At 62.8% G+C, this 14,636-nt stretch carries 19 protein-coding genes; 6 read left to right on the plus strand and 13 right to left on the minus strand.

Annotation, left to right across the window (positions count from 1 at the left end):
* Window positions 1-76: 76 nt before the first annotated feature.
* Entirely contained in the window at window positions 77-1,960 is a 1,884-nt protein-coding gene (locus L6D74_RS19850) for a TonB-dependent receptor domain-containing protein (RefSeq protein ID WP_236190130.1), read from the plus strand.
* On the opposite strand, the gene L6D74_RS19855 is transcribed toward L6D74_RS19850, so the two are convergent.
* The 12 genes from L6D74_RS19855 to nrdR form a co-directional block, all read right to left on the minus strand.
* Complete coding sequence (locus L6D74_RS19855; RefSeq protein ID WP_236190131.1) at window positions 1,957-2,757, minus strand: cobalamin-binding protein; 801 nt, start codon at window positions 2,755-2,757, stop codon at window positions 1,957-1,959. The two genes, L6D74_RS19850 and L6D74_RS19855, sit on opposite strands and share 4 nt — an antisense overlap.
* Window positions 2,757-3,176, minus strand: coding sequence for a hypothetical protein (locus L6D74_RS19860; RefSeq protein ID WP_064599728.1), 420 nt, complete (start codon window positions 3,174-3,176; stop codon window positions 2,757-2,759). Before L6D74_RS19860 ends, L6D74_RS19855 begins: the two co-directional genes overlap by 1 nt.
* Window positions 3,173-3,790 (minus strand): GTP cyclohydrolase II, encoded by a 618-nt coding sequence (gene ribA / locus L6D74_RS19865; RefSeq protein WP_007955551.1) that lies wholly within the window; start codon window positions 3,788-3,790, stop codon window positions 3,173-3,175. Before ribA ends, L6D74_RS19860 begins: the two co-directional genes overlap by 4 nt.
* 132 nt (window positions 3,791-3,922) lie before the next feature.
* Complete coding sequence (locus tag L6D74_RS19870) at window positions 3,923-4,648, minus strand: substrate-binding periplasmic protein (RefSeq protein ID WP_064599730.1); 726 nt, start codon at window positions 4,646-4,648, stop codon at window positions 3,923-3,925.
* A 28-nt stretch (window positions 4,649-4,676) separates the two neighbouring features.
* A complete protein-coding gene (locus L6D74_RS19875) occupies window positions 4,677-5,180 on the minus strand; it encodes a phosphatidylglycerophosphatase A family protein (RefSeq protein ID WP_007910933.1) in 504 nt (167 codons plus the stop codon).
* Complete coding sequence (gene thiL / locus L6D74_RS19880) at window positions 5,177-6,142, minus strand: thiamine-phosphate kinase (RefSeq protein WP_236190132.1); 966 nt, start codon at window positions 6,140-6,142, stop codon at window positions 5,177-5,179. The genes L6D74_RS19875 and thiL overlap by 4 nt, the downstream gene beginning before the upstream one ends.
* Before the next feature lie 27 nt (window positions 6,143-6,169).
* Window positions 6,170-6,670, minus strand: a complete 501-nt coding sequence (nusB, locus tag L6D74_RS19885; RefSeq protein WP_024014489.1) for a transcription antitermination factor NusB — start codon at window positions 6,668-6,670, stop codon at window positions 6,170-6,172.
* Entirely contained in the window at window positions 6,667-7,143 is a 477-nt protein-coding gene (ribH, locus tag L6D74_RS19890; protein WP_003228649.1) for a 6,7-dimethyl-8-ribityllumazine synthase, read from the minus strand. Before ribH ends, nusB begins: the two co-directional genes overlap by 4 nt.
* Window positions 7,144-7,234: 91 nt before the next feature.
* Window positions 7,235-8,326, minus strand: coding sequence for a bifunctional 3,4-dihydroxy-2-butanone-4-phosphate synthase/GTP cyclohydrolase II (gene ribBA, locus L6D74_RS19895; RefSeq protein WP_039771922.1), 1,092 nt, complete (start codon window positions 8,324-8,326; stop codon window positions 7,235-7,237).
* Between the two features lie 16 nt (window positions 8,327-8,342).
* The gene (locus tag L6D74_RS19900; RefSeq protein WP_085609113.1) at window positions 8,343-9,020 is read right to left on the minus strand and encodes a riboflavin synthase; all 678 of its coding nucleotides are present in this window, start codon (window positions 9,018-9,020) and stop codon (window positions 8,343-8,345) included.
* Between the two features lie 47 nt (window positions 9,021-9,067).
* Window positions 9,068-10,201, minus strand: a complete 1,134-nt coding sequence (gene ribD, locus L6D74_RS19905; protein ID WP_236190133.1) for a bifunctional diaminohydroxyphosphoribosylaminopyrimidine deaminase/5-amino-6-(5-phosphoribosylamino)uracil reductase RibD — start codon at window positions 10,199-10,201, stop codon at window positions 9,068-9,070.
* Window positions 10,198-10,662, minus strand: coding sequence for a transcriptional regulator NrdR (nrdR, locus tag L6D74_RS19910; protein ID WP_003228656.1), 465 nt, complete (start codon window positions 10,660-10,662; stop codon window positions 10,198-10,200). Before nrdR ends, ribD begins: the two co-directional genes overlap by 4 nt.
* Window positions 10,663-10,790: 128 nt before the next feature.
* Between nrdR and L6D74_RS19915 the strand changes: the two genes are divergently transcribed.
* The 3 genes from L6D74_RS19915 to trxA are packed head-to-tail and all read left to right on the plus strand — an operon-like array spanning window position 10,791 to window position 12,820.
* Window positions 10,791-11,255, plus strand: a complete 465-nt coding sequence (locus L6D74_RS19915; RefSeq protein ID WP_011336139.1) for a YbaY family lipoprotein — start codon at window positions 10,791-10,793, stop codon at window positions 11,253-11,255.
* Window positions 11,252-11,908, plus strand: a complete 657-nt coding sequence (locus tag L6D74_RS19920; RefSeq protein WP_064382218.1) for a class I SAM-dependent methyltransferase — start codon at window positions 11,252-11,254, stop codon at window positions 11,906-11,908. Before L6D74_RS19915 ends, L6D74_RS19920 begins: the two co-directional genes overlap by 4 nt.
* Before the next feature lie 39 nt (window positions 11,909-11,947).
* Window positions 11,948-12,820 carry a thioredoxin gene (gene trxA / locus L6D74_RS19925; RefSeq protein ID WP_007955581.1) on the plus strand — a complete coding sequence of 291 codons (873 nt, stop codon included), beginning with the start codon at window positions 11,948-11,950 and terminating at the stop codon, window positions 12,818-12,820.
* A 5-nt stretch (window positions 12,821-12,825) separates the two neighbouring features.
* Here the strand turns inward: trxA and L6D74_RS19930 are convergent, their stop codons facing one another.
* Complete coding sequence (locus L6D74_RS19930) at window positions 12,826-13,182, minus strand: hypothetical protein (protein WP_085648659.1); 357 nt, start codon at window positions 13,180-13,182, stop codon at window positions 12,826-12,828.
* Window positions 13,183-13,316: 134 nt separating this feature from the next.
* On the opposite strand from L6D74_RS19930, the gene L6D74_RS19935 reads away from it, so the two are divergent.
* Both L6D74_RS19935 and L6D74_RS19940 read left to right on the plus strand, forming a co-directional pair.
* Window positions 13,317-13,910: a DUF2796 domain-containing protein gene (locus L6D74_RS19935; protein ID WP_064599741.1), complete on the plus strand. Its 594-nt coding sequence runs from the start codon at window positions 13,317-13,319 to the stop codon at window positions 13,908-13,910.
* A 14-nt stretch (window positions 13,911-13,924) separates the two neighbouring features.
* A complete protein-coding gene (locus L6D74_RS19940) occupies window positions 13,925-14,635 on the plus strand; it encodes an ABC transporter ATP-binding protein (protein ID WP_064599743.1) in 711 nt (236 codons plus the stop codon).
* Window position 14,636: the final 1 nt, after the last annotated feature.

Raw genomic sequence — 14,636 nt, forward strand, 5'->3', positions numbered from 1 at the left:
ACTGACAAACCGCCTTCGCGAGCAAGCCCGCTCCCACATTTGATTTGTGTACACCTGAAAGACCTACGGAATACCGATGAACCTCTCGCGCGTCGCCCTGCCCCTCCTGCTGCTGCCAACCGCCAACGCCCTCGCCGACACCTTCGAACGCGATCAGGCCCTGAAGCTGCCGGACGTGCTGATCAGCGCCAACCGCCAGGTCGAAGCGCGCAACGACAGCAGCGCCGCCAACACCGTGTTCACCCGCGAAGACATCGAGCGCCTGCAACCGCGCAGCGTCACCGATCTGCTGCAGCGGGTGCCGGGCGTGCAAGTGGCGCAAACCGGCGGGCGCGGCAGTCTGCCGGGGATCTACATTCGTGGCACGCAATCGGCGCAAAGCCTGGTGCTGGTCGACGGCCAACGCATCGGCAATTCGACGTCCGGCGACAGCAACCTGCAACACCTGAACATCGAACAGATCGAGCGCGTGGAAGTGCTGCGCGGTTCGCGTTCGGTGATTTACGGTAGCGATGCAATTGGCGGGGTGATTCAGATCTTCACCCGACGCGGCGGCGAACAGGGCTTGCAGCCGCGGATGCATGTGGGCTTCGGCAGCCACCAGACCTGGGAGCGCAGTGTCGGTCTGTCCGGAGGTGATGAGAAAACCCGTTTCAACCTCGGCGCCAGCCTCGATGAAACCGCCGGCCTTGATCGCACCCACGAATCCTATCCCAGCGACAGCGACCACGACGCCTACCGCAATAAGTCCATCAGCCTGAGCCTCAGCCATGCGCTGACCGATGACATCGAAGTCGGCGCCAACCTGCTGGATAACCGTGGCAAAAGCGAGTTCGACAACCCGTTCGGCCGCTTCGACCCGGAGACCTTCGACTCCCTCCAGCAGCAGCCTTACAGCGATTTCACCGTCAGCAGTTTCAGCAGCTACATCGACGCTCGGCTCAACGAGCGCTGGAAGTCGCGCCTGGAACTCGGCCACAGCGAAAACCGCGAGAAGTCCTTCGACAAACTCAGCGTCGAACGCTCGGTGTTCAACACCTACCGCGACTCGGTGACCTGGCAGAACGACCTGACCCTCGATGCGCGCAACAGCCTGATCCTTGGCGGCGACTGGTACGAAGACCGGGTCAACAGCAGCACCGCGTTCGACGAAGACAGCCGCTGGAACCGCGCAGCCTTCATCCAGCATCGCTTCCAGGCCGACAGCTTCTCCACCGAACTAGGCCTGCGCCGTGACGACAACCAGCAATTCGGTGGGCAGAACAGCTGGAGCGGCACGCTGACCTTGCCGGTCAACCCGGACAACGATCTGCTGCTCAGCTACAGCGAAGGCTTCCGCGCACCGACCTTCAACGATCTGTATTACCCGGACTTCAGCAACCCCGACCTGAAACCGGAAACCTCGAAAAGCTACGAGCTGCAATGGCGCAGCCAGTTGAGCGACAGCACTCGCCTCGAAGCCTCGCTGTATCGGACCGATCTGGAAGACGCGATCATCTTCGGCAGCAACTCACGCCCGGAAAACGTCGCCTCGGCGCGGATCAATGGCTTCGAAGCGACCCTGAAACAGGAACTGCTGGGCTGGCAGAGCAACCTCGGCGTAGCGATCATCGATCCCCGCGACCGCGACACCGGCCACACCCTGGCACGTCGTGCCCGTCGCACCTTGAGCTGGGATCTGGATCGGCAATTTGATCGCCTCGGTCTCGGCGCCAGTTGGCAGGCCGTCAGCAGTAGCTACGACGACCTGAACAATCAGCAACCACTGGGCGGTTATGCACTGCTAGGACTGCGCAGCAGCTGGGCGCTGAACCGCGAGATCAAGCTGGATTTCAAGGTCGACAACCTGCTGGACAAGGGTTACAGCCGAGCGCTGTACAGCCATGACGGCAGTCAGTATGGCTATCGCGAGGAGGGGCGGGCGTTCATGTTCGGGGTAACCTGGACACCGCAGCTCTAACGATCTGGCGCGATCAGCTGGCAGAGCTTGGCGGTCGCTTCGATCATCTGCCCGCTCGGGCGTTCAAGGCCTTTGTCGGTGACCAGCAGCAATTGCCCGTGTTTGACCGCTGTCACCTGTGGCCAGGCGTTCCACGCATTCAGTTGCGGCTGATCGCCAGCCAGAATCACTTCGGGATCACGCTGTAAAACGGCCTCGATGCTCACCTGCGGCGCCGGCAGACTCAAGTCGGCAAACACATTGCGTGCGCCGCACACTTCAAGCGCATCGCTGATGATTTGCCCGCCACCGACGGTGTATAGCGGCTTGTCCCAGACTTGATAGAACACCCGCAGCGGCGCTTCCCGCCGGTAGCGCTGGCGCAGCTCATCAAGGTTGCGCCGTAGCTCGGCGGCCCGTTCAACTCCACGCTCCGGGCGACCCAGCTGTGTCGCGATGGCTTCAATCTGCGCAGTCAGCTGTTCGAGACTGTGAGGCTCGGCAACGAACGTCGGGATGTTCAGGCGCTTGAGCTGATCACGCTGGGCCGGGCCGACACTGCCGGGCCATAGCAGCAACAAGTCAGGTTTGAGGCTGAGCAGCCGTTCCATGTCGAGCTGGCCATAACGGCCCACCGAAGGCACGTCCTTGATAGCAGACGGACGCTCACCGGCATCCAGCACGCCGACCAGCAGATCGGCCGAATCCAGTTCAACCACGATTTCAGACAGGGATGGCGCGAGGCTGACCACCCGTAGGGCGGCCAGCGTTTCACCGCTGACGGCCAGCAGCAGAACCGCCAGCCAGAGACGACGCATCAGGCGAGTTGACGCGGGATACGGTAGAGGTAGAACAGCACCGCCGTGGACAGCGCCAGCAACATCAGCGGCACCGCTTCAAGACCGACAAACACCGCCAGCGCGCCAATCCATGCCGGCAGCGCCGCGACCACGAATGCACTGCGAAGGCAGGCCGCCAGGGCGATCCAGGCGGCGGGCTCGTCAGGGGTATCGAGGGCTTTTTGCGTGGCGATCAGCGCATGCTTGTAGCGGCCGAAAAACTTCAGGCTGACAAACATGGAGGCCACGCCCGCGATAAAGAAAGGCATCGCCAGCACCGGCAGAATTGCCTCGCCCTGACCGAATACAGCGTTGATCACGAACAGCGGCAACAGCGCCAGCGCCAGGTATTTCCACCAGGCGATCGACAGACGGCGCCGCACTTGCCCGCGGGTCACGCCCGGTCTACCTCGCCCTGATGCTCGTTACCCATCATGTGGTCGAGCTTGCTGGCCTTGGTCGCCAGATAGAGTTTGTTGTGCGGGTTGTGGCCGGTGTGCAGCGGCACGCGCTCGGCGACGACAATGCCCATGTCGGTCAAGGCTTTGACCTTGCGCGGGTTATTGGTCATCAGGCGCAGGGATTTGACGCCCAGATGCTCGAGCATCGGCAGGCACATGGCATAGTCACGCTGGTCGGCGGCAAAGCCCAGACGCTCGTTGGCTTCAACGGTGTCGGCGCCGCCGTCCTGCAATTCGTAGGCACGGATCTTGTTCAAAAGACCGATGCCGCGCCCTTCCTGACGCAGGTACAGCAACACACCACGGCCTTCCCGAGCGATGGCCTTGAGGGCGCCTTCCAGTTGCGAGCCGCAGTCGCAACGCTGGCTGAACAAGGCATCGCCGGTCAGGCATTCGGAGTGCAGACGGCCGAGTACCGGGGCACCGTCGGCAATCTCGCCAAGGCTCAGCACGACGTGCTCGCGGCCGGTGGCTTCGTCGAGAAAACCGTGCATGGTGAATTGCGCAAAAGGCGTTGGCAGCTTGGAAGCGGCGACAAAAACGACAGGCACCGGTGTGCTCCTGATCTGAAAAGTCCGAGATTCGCTGGGCGGCATTGTAACAGCAGGTTCCCGCAGGCGCTTAGGCTGAATTATCGGGGATAACTATCAAAAAGTTTGATGACAGGCTCGGCCTTATCGCGCTCATTCGAAGGGATACGGCTGCTTCCAGCGCTCGAAGATCGGCTTCAACTCGCCGCTTTTCACCAGTTGCTCCATGCGCTGGTCGTAGATCGACATCAGCGCCCGGCCTTGCGGGGTGTCGGCGAAGCCGAGGTACAGCGGCAACTCTGCCAGATGCGAATAACGGTACGGCGAAGGATCGGCGGCGTTTCGCAGCACCGCTTCGATTTCCGTCAGCGCATCGATGTAGTAATCCGCCCGCCCCTGCTTGAGCATTGACAGGATCCCGGTGCGGCGCTCGATCTGGTTGAAGCGTTTGACGTTCGGCAGATAGGTTTCGTAGCGATAGCCGCGCACCCAGGCCAGTCGGTACTTGCCCAGGGTCGCCTGGGTCGGCGAAGGATTGCTGGCCAGGCCGAGCGCGTAGATGTGGTCGGAATCGAAATTCCATTTCGGGTACAGCACCTGCTCGGCTTCGCCGCGATAGGAACCGACCAGTGCATCGACTTCCTTCAGTTGTACCAGCCCCACCGAACGAGTGTAGGGCACGGTGCGAATATCCAGGGTCACGCCGGCCGGCTCGAACACTTTGCGCAACACATCCCAGGCCAGGCCATGGCCGTCGGCGGCGGTGTAGTCTTCCCAGTCTTCGCTGGCCAGGTGAATGACCGACGGCGATGCGTCCTGTGCCTGGGCCACGGCACCAAGCAAGGTCAAAACCACTATCGCCAACCAGCGTCGAGTCATCCCTGCGTCCCTCCTCCACGCCCGGAAATCAGGCGAAAATCCACACCAGTCCCTGCATCGCCAGCCAGGCAAACACGCCGGCCAGCACGTCGTCGAGCATGATGCCGACGCCGCCGTGAACATGCCGGTCGATCCAGCGGATCGGCCACGGTTTGAGAATGTCGAAGAAGCGGAACACCAGGAACCCGGCGAGCAACCAGTACCAGCCTTCCGGCACCAGCCAGAGGGTGATCCACATCCCGACCATTTCGTCCCAGACGATGCCCTCGTGGTCGTGCACCCGCAGATCGTCGGCCACTTTGCCGCACAGCCAGAAGCCGAACAACATAGTGATCCCGAGCATCAGCCAGTAACCCCAGTCCGGCAGCATCTGCCACAACGGGATAAAGGGTAGCGCAACTAACGAGCCCCAAGTGCCCGGCGCCTTGGGCAAGGTGCCCGAGCCAAAGCCGAACGCGAGGAAATGCCAGGGATTGCGCCAGACCGACGGCGGAACGAATTCGGCCGGAACCTGTTTCGGGTGATCTGTCACGGTGACTCCTGAAAATGTTGATAACCCCGGATTTGCGGGGTGATGTCGTGCCCGTCGCGATCCAGCAACACTACGCCCTGCCCTTGCGTCACGCGGCCGATCACATGGATCGACCAGCCATCGGCGAGCAGCGCCGGCAACTCGACGGCCGGCAGGGTGAAGGCCAGCACGTAGTCATCGCCACCGCTCAACGCCGCACGTTCGGCGCCGCGCTGACCGAGAAACGCCACCAGCGCCTCCGACAACGGAACGCGCTCGCGCTCGACTTCGAGGCGGACCTTCGAGGCCAATGCGATGTGACCGCAATCGGCGAGCAGCCCATCGGAGATGTCCAGCGCCGAAGTGGCCTTGCCACGCAGGGCCTGACCGAGAGCGAGTTGCGGTTGCGGCGACCAGTAATGATCAAGCAGCGGCTGGGCAATGTGAGGCTCGGCGCCACGCTGACCCAGCACCAGCGGCAAGGCCCCGGCGCCATTGCCCAACTCACCGCCGACACACAGCAGATCGCCCGGCCGGGCTCCGCTGCGGGTCAGCGCTTTGCCGGCCGGGACGCGGCCGAACACGGTAACGGTCAGGCTCAACGGCCCGCGGGTCGTGTCGCCGCCGACCAGTACCACACCGCAACCCTGTGCCATGCGGTTCAAACCGCGGGCATAGGCTTGCAGCCAATCGGCGGTCACCGTCGGCAAGGTCAGGGCAAGGGTAAAGGCGACGGGCGTGGCGCCCATGGCAGCGAGGTCGCTGACCGCCACGGCCAGCGAGCGCTGACCGAGCAGAAACGGATCGCAGGGGTCGGCGAAATGCACACCGGCCACCAGCGTATCGGTGGAAACCGCCAGCTGTTCCCCGGAAGGGACCGCCAGCAAGGCGCAGTCGTCACCGATCCCCAGTGCAACGCCTTCGCCGCCCTGCGCACAAGGCGCGGCGGCGAAGAAATTGCGGATCAGCTCAAACTCGCCCATGGCTGAGAAAAAGTATTCAAGCGCCGATCAGCGCTTGAACGCCTTCACTTCAGCTTCACGCAGGCGCGGAGCCAGCTTGTCGAGCACGCCGTTGACGAACTTGTGGCCGTCGGTCGAACCGAACACCTTGGCCAGCTCGATACCTTCGTTGATCACAACGCGGTACGGCACGTCGACGCGCTTGAGCAGTTCCCAGGTGGACAGGCGCAGAACTGCCAGTTCAACCGGGTCCAGCTCTTCGATCGCCAGGTCCAGGCAAGGCGTGAGCGCGGTGTCGATTTCAGTCTTGAATTGCGGAACCCCGTGGAGGATTTCGCGGAAGTAAGCCCCGTCGACATCGGTGAAATCGTTATCGACCCGGAACTGCGCTTCGATCTCGTTCAACGATTGCCGAGCCATGTGCCATTGATACAGGGCCTGGGTCGCGAGCTGACGGGCTTCGCGGCGCTTGGCGCTCTTCGATGGCTTGCCGGCATCCGCAGGTTTCGGATCGCGCGGGTTGAAACGATCGCTTTCGTCGCTAATCACTTGGCCTCCAACTGCGCCAGCAGGCTGACCATTTCCAGAGCGGACAGGGCAGCTTCAGCACCTTTGTTGCCGGCCTTGGTGCCGGAACGTTCGATGGCTTGCTCGATGGAATCAACGGTCAGGACGCCGAAAGCGACCGGTACGCCGAATTCCATGGACACCTGGGCCAGGCCCTTGGTGCACTCGCCCGCCACGTATTCGAAGTGCGGAGTACCGCCACGAATGACCGCGCCCAGGGCGATGATTGCTGCGAACTCGCCTTTCTGGGCGACTTTCTGCGCAACCAGCGGGATTTCGAAGGCGCCAGGTGCGCGGATGATGGTGATGTCGCTTTCGCTCACGCCGTGGCGAACCAGGGCATCAACTGCACCGCTGACCAGGCTTTCAACCACGAAGCTGTTGAAGCGGCCCACTACCAAAGCGTAGCGGCCTTTAGGGGCGATGAAGGTACCTTCGATGGTCTTCAGGGTCATTCGTCAGATCTCTTAAAGAGCCGGGACGCGTCTGTTTCGCGTCCCTCAGTGATTTATTTGCCGCGAATACAGGGCCGGAAACAACCGGTCATTATTCGGAGGGCACGTATTCTACAACTTCCAGATCGAAACCGGATATCGCATTAAATTTCATTGGCGCGCTCATCAAACGCATTTTGCGCACACCGAGGTCACGCAGGATCTGCGAACCGGCACCGACGATGCTGTAGGTGGTCGGTTTTTTCGGTGCGGCCTGATCGCCGGTTTCGCGGATGTGCGCCAGCAACACGTCGCCATCCAGTGGGTGACCGAGCAACAGCACCACACCGCTGCCGGCCTCGGCAACCGCAGCCATGGCGGCGCGCAGGCTCCAGCGGCCCGGTTGCTTGACCATCAGCAGATCGCGCAGCGGGTCCATGTTGTGCACGCGAACCAGGGTCGGTTCTTCGGCGCAAACGGTGCCCAGGGTCAGTGCCATGTGCACGTCGCCTTCCACCGAATCACGATAGGTCACCAGGTTGAATTGGCCCAGTTCGCTGTCCAGCGGCTGCTCGGCAATCCGCTGAACGGTACGTTCGTGGATCATCCGGTAGTGAATCAGGTCGGCGATGGTGCCGATCTTGATGTTGTGTTCAGCGGCGAAGGCTTCCAGCTCGGCGCGACGGGACATGGTGCCGTCATCGTTCATCACTTCGCAGATCACGCCGCTCGGTTCGAAACCGGCCATGCGCGCCAGGTCGCAGGCGGCTTCGGTGTGGCCGGCGCGCGCCAGGGTGCCACCGGCCTGGGCCATCAGCGGAAAAATGTGGCCCGGGCTGACGATGTCTTCGGCCTTGGCGTCTTTCGCGGCGGCCGCTTGCACGGTGCGCGCACGGTCAGCGGCGGAAATGCCGGTGGTCACGCCTTCGGCGGCTTCGATCGAAACGGTGAACTTGGTGCCGAAACCGGAACCGTTGCGCGGAGCCATCAGCGGCAGCTTCAGGGTTTCGCAGCGCTCGCGGCTCATCGGCATGCAGATCAGGCCACGGGCGTATTTGGCCATGAAGTTGATGTGCTCGGCCTTGCAGCATTCGGCGGCCATGATCAGGTCGCCTTCGTTCTCGCGGTCTTCGTCATCCATGAGGATGACCATCTTGCCTTGGCGGATGTCTTCAACCAGTTCTTCGATGCTATTGAGCGCCACAAGGCACCCCCTTCAGTCAGGATTTGAGGTAGCCGTTGGCGGCCAGAAAGCTTTCAGTGATGCCACCGCCAGGCTTTTGTGAAGAGTCAGGCTCAGCGGCCCTGTCGCCCAGAAGCAGACGCTCCAGATAACGCGCCAGCAGGTCGACTTCCAGGTTCACCCGGCGACCTGGCTTGTAGGACGCCATGATGGTTTCGCTCAGGGTGTGCGGGATGATCGTCAGCAGGAACTCGGCGCCATCGACCGCGTTCACGGTCAGGCTGGTGCCATCAACGGTGATCGAGCCTTTATGGGCGATGTACTTGGCCAGCTCCTTCGGCGCGCGGATGCGAAATTCCACGGCGCGGGCATTGTCGCTGCGCGAAACCACTTCGCCGACACCGTCGACATGACCGCTGACCAGATGACCGCCGAGACGGGTGGTCGGGGTCAGGGCTTTTTCCAGGTTGACCGGGCTGCCGCTTTTCAGGTCATTCATGGCGGTGCAGTCGAGGGTTTCGCGACTGACGTCGGCGGCGAAGCCGTTGCCCGGCAGTTCAACCGCGGTCAGGCACACGCCGTTGACCGCGATGCTGTCGCCGAGTTTGACGTCGCTCAGGTCGAGCTTGCCGGTTTCGACATGCACCCGCACATCACCGCCCTTTGGGGTCAGTGCGCGGATACTGCCGATGGATTCGATGATGCCGGTAAACATGGGGTTCTCCTTGAGAACGAAGCCAGCGCTAACGCGATGGCCGGGAATTATACGCTCGCCGATGGGACAGGGATGGCAGTGACTCGCCAGTCATCGCCAACCGCGCGAATTTCAGTGATTTTCAGCTCCGGCGCATCCTTCATACAGGCCAGCGGCCAGTCCAGAAGCGGACGCGCCGTGGAGCCGAGGAACTTGCCGGCGATGAAGATCACGAACTCGTCGACCAGTCCGAGCTGGGCAAACGCGCCGGCCAGTCGCGGGCCGGCCTCGACCAGCACTTCGTTGACGCCACGGTTGGCCAGTTCGATCAGCAATTGATGCAGATCGACCTGACCGTCATCGCCCGGCACGATCAGGCATTCCGGGCCGTGGGCGTACTGTTCTTCGATGGCCACGCAGGTGGCGACCAGCGCCGGGCCGGCCTTGAAGAACGGCGCATCCAGCGGCACCCGCAGACGTCCGTCGATCAATACCCGCAGCGGCGGACGGCTCAGGGCCAGCGCGGTTTGTTCGGCATCCAGCCCCAGCTCGTCACCGCGAACGGTCAGGCGTGCGCCATCGGCCAGCACCGTGTCGGCGCCGGTCAGCACCACGCTGGCCTGAGCGCGCAGACGCTGCACCGCCGAACGCGCGGCAGGGCCGGTGATCCATTGGCTCTCACCGCTTTCCATCGCTGTACGGCCATCGAGGCTCATGGCCAACTTGACCCGCACGAACGGCAAGCCGTGTTCCATGCGCTTCAGAAAACCTTGATTGAGCTTGCGCGCCTCAGCTTCCAGCACGCCGCTTTCGGTGGCGATGCCGGCATCGGTCAAGCGCTGCAGACCGCGTCCGGCGACTTGAGGATTCGGATCACGCATCGCCGCAACCACCCGGCCAATACCGGCATTAACCAGCGCATCGGCGCACGGCGGCGTACGGCCGTGGTGGCTGCAAGGTTCGAGGGTCACGTAAGCCGTGGCGCCACGGGCCCGTTCACCGGCGGCGCGCAGGGCGTGGACTTCGGCGTGGGGTTCGCCGGCGCGTTCATGCCAGCCTTCGCCGACAATCTGCCCGTCGCGCACGATCACGCAGCCAACCCGTGGATTGGGGTGCGTCGTGTAATGCCCCTTGCGCGCCAGCTCCAGGGCCCGGGCCATGAAGTGAGCGTCGAGGATGGCCTGCTCGGCGGCGGTGGTCATTCTTTCACCGGTTCGCGGGCGAGGCGGTCGATCTCTTCGCGGAATTCGTTGAGGTCCTGGAAGCGGCGGTACACGGAGGCGAAACGGATGTAGGCGACTTCATCGAGCTTTTGCAGCTCGGCCATCACCAGTTCGCCGACCACGAGGGATTTGACCTCACGCTCGCCGGTAGCGCGCAGCTTGTGTTTGATATGGACCAGCGAGGATTCGAGGCGCTCGACGCTCACCGGACGTTTCTCCAGGGCGCGTTGCATGCCGGCGCGGAGTTTTTCTTCGTCGAACGGTTGGCGGCTGCCGTCGGTTTTGATCAGGCGCGGTAACACCAGTTCGGCCGTCTCGAACGTCGTGAAACGTTCGCCGCAGGCCAGGCATTCACGCCGGCGGCGCACCTGTTCGCCCTCGGCGACCAGACGCGAGTCGATGACCTTGGTGTCGTTGGCACCGCAGAAGGGACAGTGCATGGTGGCTGGCAACAAAAAAAGGGAGGGCCATGGTAGCGCATCCCGGTGGCAAGACAAGCCATAGGCTTTGCGGTATACAGACTGCCATGATCGATTGATCCATGGATTTCATTTTGCTGGAGCCACTAATGTCCCTACGACCGCTCGTTTTGCTCAGTGTTTTCAGCCTGCTGGTGGCCTGTGGCAGCGACGCGCCCAAGCCTCAGCCGCCTACGCCGGGCCCGGCGCCGCAACAGGCGCAGAAAAAAGCCCGGGAAGCCGCCGACCTCGGCCCGCTACCGGCGTATCAGCGCGAACTGAGCGGCACCCTGCAAGGCGTGCCGGCCGGTGCCGAAGTCGAACTGGCGCTGCTGGTGATCGACGAGAAGGATCGCCCGCAACAATTGCTCGCCAGTTCCAGCCTGATCGGCAACAACCAGATTCTGCCGTTTCACCTGCGCTTCAACCCCGAATCCTTCCCGGTTGGCGCCCGGGTTGAATTGCGCGGCCGCGCCAGCCAGTCCGGCCAGTTGATCCTGCACCTGCCGTCGCAGACCATCACTCAGCCGACCACCCAGGCGCTGGGCCAGCTGCAATTTGTCAAAGCACCATGAATGCCCCGTCAGACCTGCAACAGTCGCTGGGCGAGTTGCTCGGCGACGCTCGACTGAAAGCCTGTACGTTGCCGGACACCGATTTGCAGCTGTGGCTGATCGATGGCGACAACATGGCCCGCGAATTCAGCCAGGAAGAAACCCAACGCATCCTGCATGAACCGCCGTACTGGAGTTTCTGCTGGGCCAGCGGTCTGGCGGTGGCGCGCTATCTGGCAGAGTTTCCCGAGTGGGTGCGGGGCAAACGGGTGCTGGATTTCGGCGCCGGTTCCGGGATCGCCGGCATCGCGGCGGTGAAGGCCGGCGCGCTGGAAGTGGTGGCCTGCGACCTTGACCCGCTGGCGATTGCCGCCTGTCGGGCGAATGCCGAGCTCAATGATGTGCAGATGAGTTATTCCACGGATTTCTTCGCCGAGGCGGATCGCTTCGATCTGATCCTGGTGGCCGACGTTCTCTACGACCGGGAAAATCTGCCGCTGCTCGACGCCTTCCTGAGCCGTGGCCGCGAAGCGCTGGTGGCAGATTCGCGGGTCCGGGATTTCCGTCATCCGTTGTACCGGCGCATCGAAATGCTCGAAGCCATGACCCTGCCGGATCTGGCCGAGCCGGAAGAGTTTCGCCATGTCAGCCTCTACCATGCGGCCCGCGCCTGACCGTATAGTTGCCCCATTCACGCTTTTACGAGATACCCCATGAGTCAGCAAACGCCGTACATCTTCGACGCCACGACGGCCGACTTCGACCAGTCGGTGATCGAGGCTTCCTTTCAAAAACCGGTGCTGGTGGATTTCTGGGCCGAATGGTGTGCGCCGTGCAAGGCGCTGATGCCGATGCTGCAAGGCATCGCCGAGAGCTATCAGGGCGAGTTGCTGCTGGCCAAGGTCAATTGCGATATCGAGCAGGACATCGTCGCCCGCTTCGGCATCCGCAGCCTGCCGACCGTGGTGCTGTTCAAGGACGGTCAACCGGTGGACGGCTTTGCCGGTGCGCAACCGGAATCCGCCGTGCGCGCCCTGCTCGAACCCCATGTACAGATGCCCGCGCCGTCGGCTGCCGATCCATTCGAACAGGCTCAGGCACTGTTTGACGAGGGCCGTTACGCCGACGCGGAAGCGACGCTGGTTACGCTGTTAGGTGAAGACAACACCAACGCCAAGGCGCTGATTCTCTACGCTCGCTGCCTGACCGAACGCGGTGAACTGGGCGAAGCGCAAACCGTGCTCGACGCGGTCAAGAGCGATGAGCACAAAGCCGCGCTGGCTGGCGCCAAGGCGCAGATCAAGTTCCTCGGCCTGGCCCGTGACCTGCCAGATGCTGCCGATCTGAAAAGCCGTCTGGCGCAGAACCCGCAGGACGATGAAGCGGTGTATCAACTGGCAATCCAGCAACTGGCCCGCCAGCAATACGAAGCGGCGCTGGACGCACTGCTCAAGCTGTTCATCCGCAACCGCAGCTACGGCGAAGGCCTGCCGCACAAGACCTTGCTGCAAGTGTTCGAACTGCTGGGCAACGATCACCCGCTGGTGACCGCTTACCGGCGCAAGGTGTTTGCCGCGCTGTACTAACCCCCTTACTCGATCCAGCTGTAGAGCGGCGTATCCCCGCCGCTCGCCACCTTCACATCTGCCGAATGACGCAGACGCACCAGCAAGCGCTTGCCCGCCGCTGCGCTGCCGGTCAGCCCTTCGAGCTGATCCAGCAGATCCGGGCCGCTGAGCTGCCCGGCCTTGCGCAGCAAATCCCTGGCGACCTGCCACAACGCATCGTCCTGATTCACAGGTTTCGCCACTGGCGCCGCTGCGGTCTGTGGCTGAGCGGCCTGCACCTGCACGCCAAACTGCGAACCGAGCCGCGCCCAGTCGCTTTCATCCAGTTCCAGGGTCAAATCCACCGGCAAGTCGCCGACGGTTCCGCGTATCCGCAACATAAGCTTTCTCCCGCACATTTCTGACCTGCATGCTCCCATGGGACTTGTGTAACGCCAAGCGGGCGGGCAAACTCTGCGCACTTTCGTTATAAGATTACATAACAAACTCTTCACTTTACTTCCCGGAGACCGCCATGCGTCGTCTGCTGCTCGCTTTGCCGTTTGCCCTGTTGCCGCTGGCCATCGCCCAGGCTGCCGATGAGCATGATCACGACCATGAGCACGGCAGCCTCGCTGCCCACGAACATGGCGTTGGACGCCTGAACGCCGCGCTCGACGGCCAGACCCTGGAGCTGGAGCTGGAAAGCCCGGCGATGAACCTTGTGGGTTTTGAACACGTCGCCACCAGCGATGCCGACAAGGCCAAGGTCGCCGCCGCCCGCGCGCAACTGGAAAAACCGCAGGCTCTGTTCAGTCTGCCGGCCGCCGCCGGTTGCAAAGTCACCAGCCAGGAGCTGGAAAGCCCGCTGTTCGGCGACAAGCCGGATGCCGACGACCACGACGAAGAGGAAGCCGGCAAGGACGGTCACGAGCATCATCACGACCACAGCGAAATCCACGCCCACTACCAGTTCAGCTGTGCGGCACCGGGTGCGTTGAAAACCCTGGATCTGGCGAACCTGTTCACTACCTTCCCGGCCACCCAGAAAATTCAGGTACAACTGATCGGCCCGAGCGGCCAGCAAGGCACGGAAGTGACGGCCAAGGCCGCCGCCCTGAAGTTCTGACACGAAACGGCGCCATGACCCAAGCACTCATCGAACTGTCCGACCTGGGCTTCAACTGGCCCGGTCACCCGCCGCTGCTGGACATCCCGGCGTTTCGCCTGGAAGCCGGCGAAACCCTGTTCCTCAAGGGCCCCAGCGGCAGCGGCAAGACCACCCTGCTCGGCCTGCTTGGCGGGGTGCAGAAACCCGGTCGCGGCAGCATTCGCCTGCTCGGCCAGGAACTGACCGAACTGGGTGCCGGCGCCCGTGATCGCTTTCGCGTCGATCACACCGGCTACATTTTCCAGCAGTTCAACCTGCTGCCGTTTCTCTCGGTGCGCGAGAACGTCGAGCTGCCGTGCCACTTTTCGAAGCTGCGCGCCGAGCGTGCGAAACAGCGTCACGGCAGCGTTGATCAGGCCGCCGCCACCCTGCTCGCCCACCTGGGTTTGAAGGACGAAAGCCTCCTGAGTCGCCGCGCCGATTCGCTGTCGATCGGTCAGCAGCAACGGGTCGCCGCTGCCCGTGCATTGATCGGGCAACCGGAACTGGTGATCGCCGACGAACCGACCTCGGCACTGGATTACGACGCCCGGGAAAACTTCATTCGCCTGCTGTTCGCCGAGTGCCGCGAAGCCGGCTCGAGCCTGTTGTTCGTCAGCCACGACCAGAGCCTCGCGCCGCTGTTCGACCGTCACCTGTCCCTGGCCGAACTCAATCGCGCCGCCACGTCTGCCGAGGTCTGAG

This window comes from Pseudomonas pharyngis, from assembly GCF_021602345.1.
Classification (GTDB): domain Bacteria; phylum Pseudomonadota; class Gammaproteobacteria; order Pseudomonadales; family Pseudomonadaceae; genus Aquipseudomonas; species Aquipseudomonas pharyngis.

What these genes read in the sequence shown, in the direction of transcription:
- L6D74_RS19850 (WP_236190130.1), top strand. Translation starts at nt 77, where the DNA reads ATGAACCTCTCGCGCGTCGCCCTGCCCCTCCTGCTGCTGCCAACCGCC.
- L6D74_RS19855 (WP_236190131.1), bottom strand. Translation starts at nt 2,757, where the DNA reads ATGCGTCGTCTCTGGCTGGCGGTTCTGCTGCTGGCCGTCAGCGGTGAA.
- L6D74_RS19870 (WP_064599730.1), bottom strand. Translation starts at nt 4,648, where the DNA reads ATGACTCGACGCTGGTTGGCGATAGTGGTTTTGACCTTGCTTGGTGCC.
- thiL (WP_236190132.1), bottom strand. Translation starts at nt 6,142, where the DNA reads ATGGGCGAGTTTGAGCTGATCCGCAATTTCTTCGCCGCCGCGCCTTGT.
- ribH (WP_003228649.1), bottom strand. Translation starts at nt 7,143, where the DNA reads ATGACCCTGAAGACCATCGAAGGTACCTTCATCGCCCCTAAAGGCCGC.
- L6D74_RS19900 (WP_085609113.1), bottom strand. Translation starts at nt 9,020, where the DNA reads ATGTTTACCGGCATCATCGAATCCATCGGCAGTATCCGCGCACTGACC.
- ribD (WP_236190133.1), bottom strand. Translation starts at nt 10,201, where the DNA reads ATGACCACCGCCGCCGAGCAGGCCATCCTCGACGCTCACTTCATGGCC.
- nrdR (WP_003228656.1), bottom strand. Translation starts at nt 10,662, where the DNA reads ATGCACTGTCCCTTCTGCGGTGCCAACGACACCAAGGTCATCGACTCG.
- L6D74_RS19915 (WP_011336139.1), top strand. Translation starts at nt 10,791, where the DNA reads ATGTCCCTACGACCGCTCGTTTTGCTCAGTGTTTTCAGCCTGCTGGTG.
- L6D74_RS19920 (WP_064382218.1), top strand. Translation starts at nt 11,252, where the DNA reads ATGAATGCCCCGTCAGACCTGCAACAGTCGCTGGGCGAGTTGCTCGGC.
- trxA (WP_007955581.1), top strand. Translation starts at nt 11,948, where the DNA reads ATGAGTCAGCAAACGCCGTACATCTTCGACGCCACGACGGCCGACTTC.
- L6D74_RS19930 (WP_085648659.1), bottom strand. Translation starts at nt 13,182, where the DNA reads ATGTTGCGGATACGCGGAACCGTCGGCGACTTGCCGGTGGATTTGACC.
- L6D74_RS19935 (WP_064599741.1), top strand. Translation starts at nt 13,317, where the DNA reads ATGCGTCGTCTGCTGCTCGCTTTGCCGTTTGCCCTGTTGCCGCTGGCC.
- L6D74_RS19940 (WP_064599743.1), top strand. Translation starts at nt 13,925, where the DNA reads ATGACCCAAGCACTCATCGAACTGTCCGACCTGGGCTTCAACTGGCCC.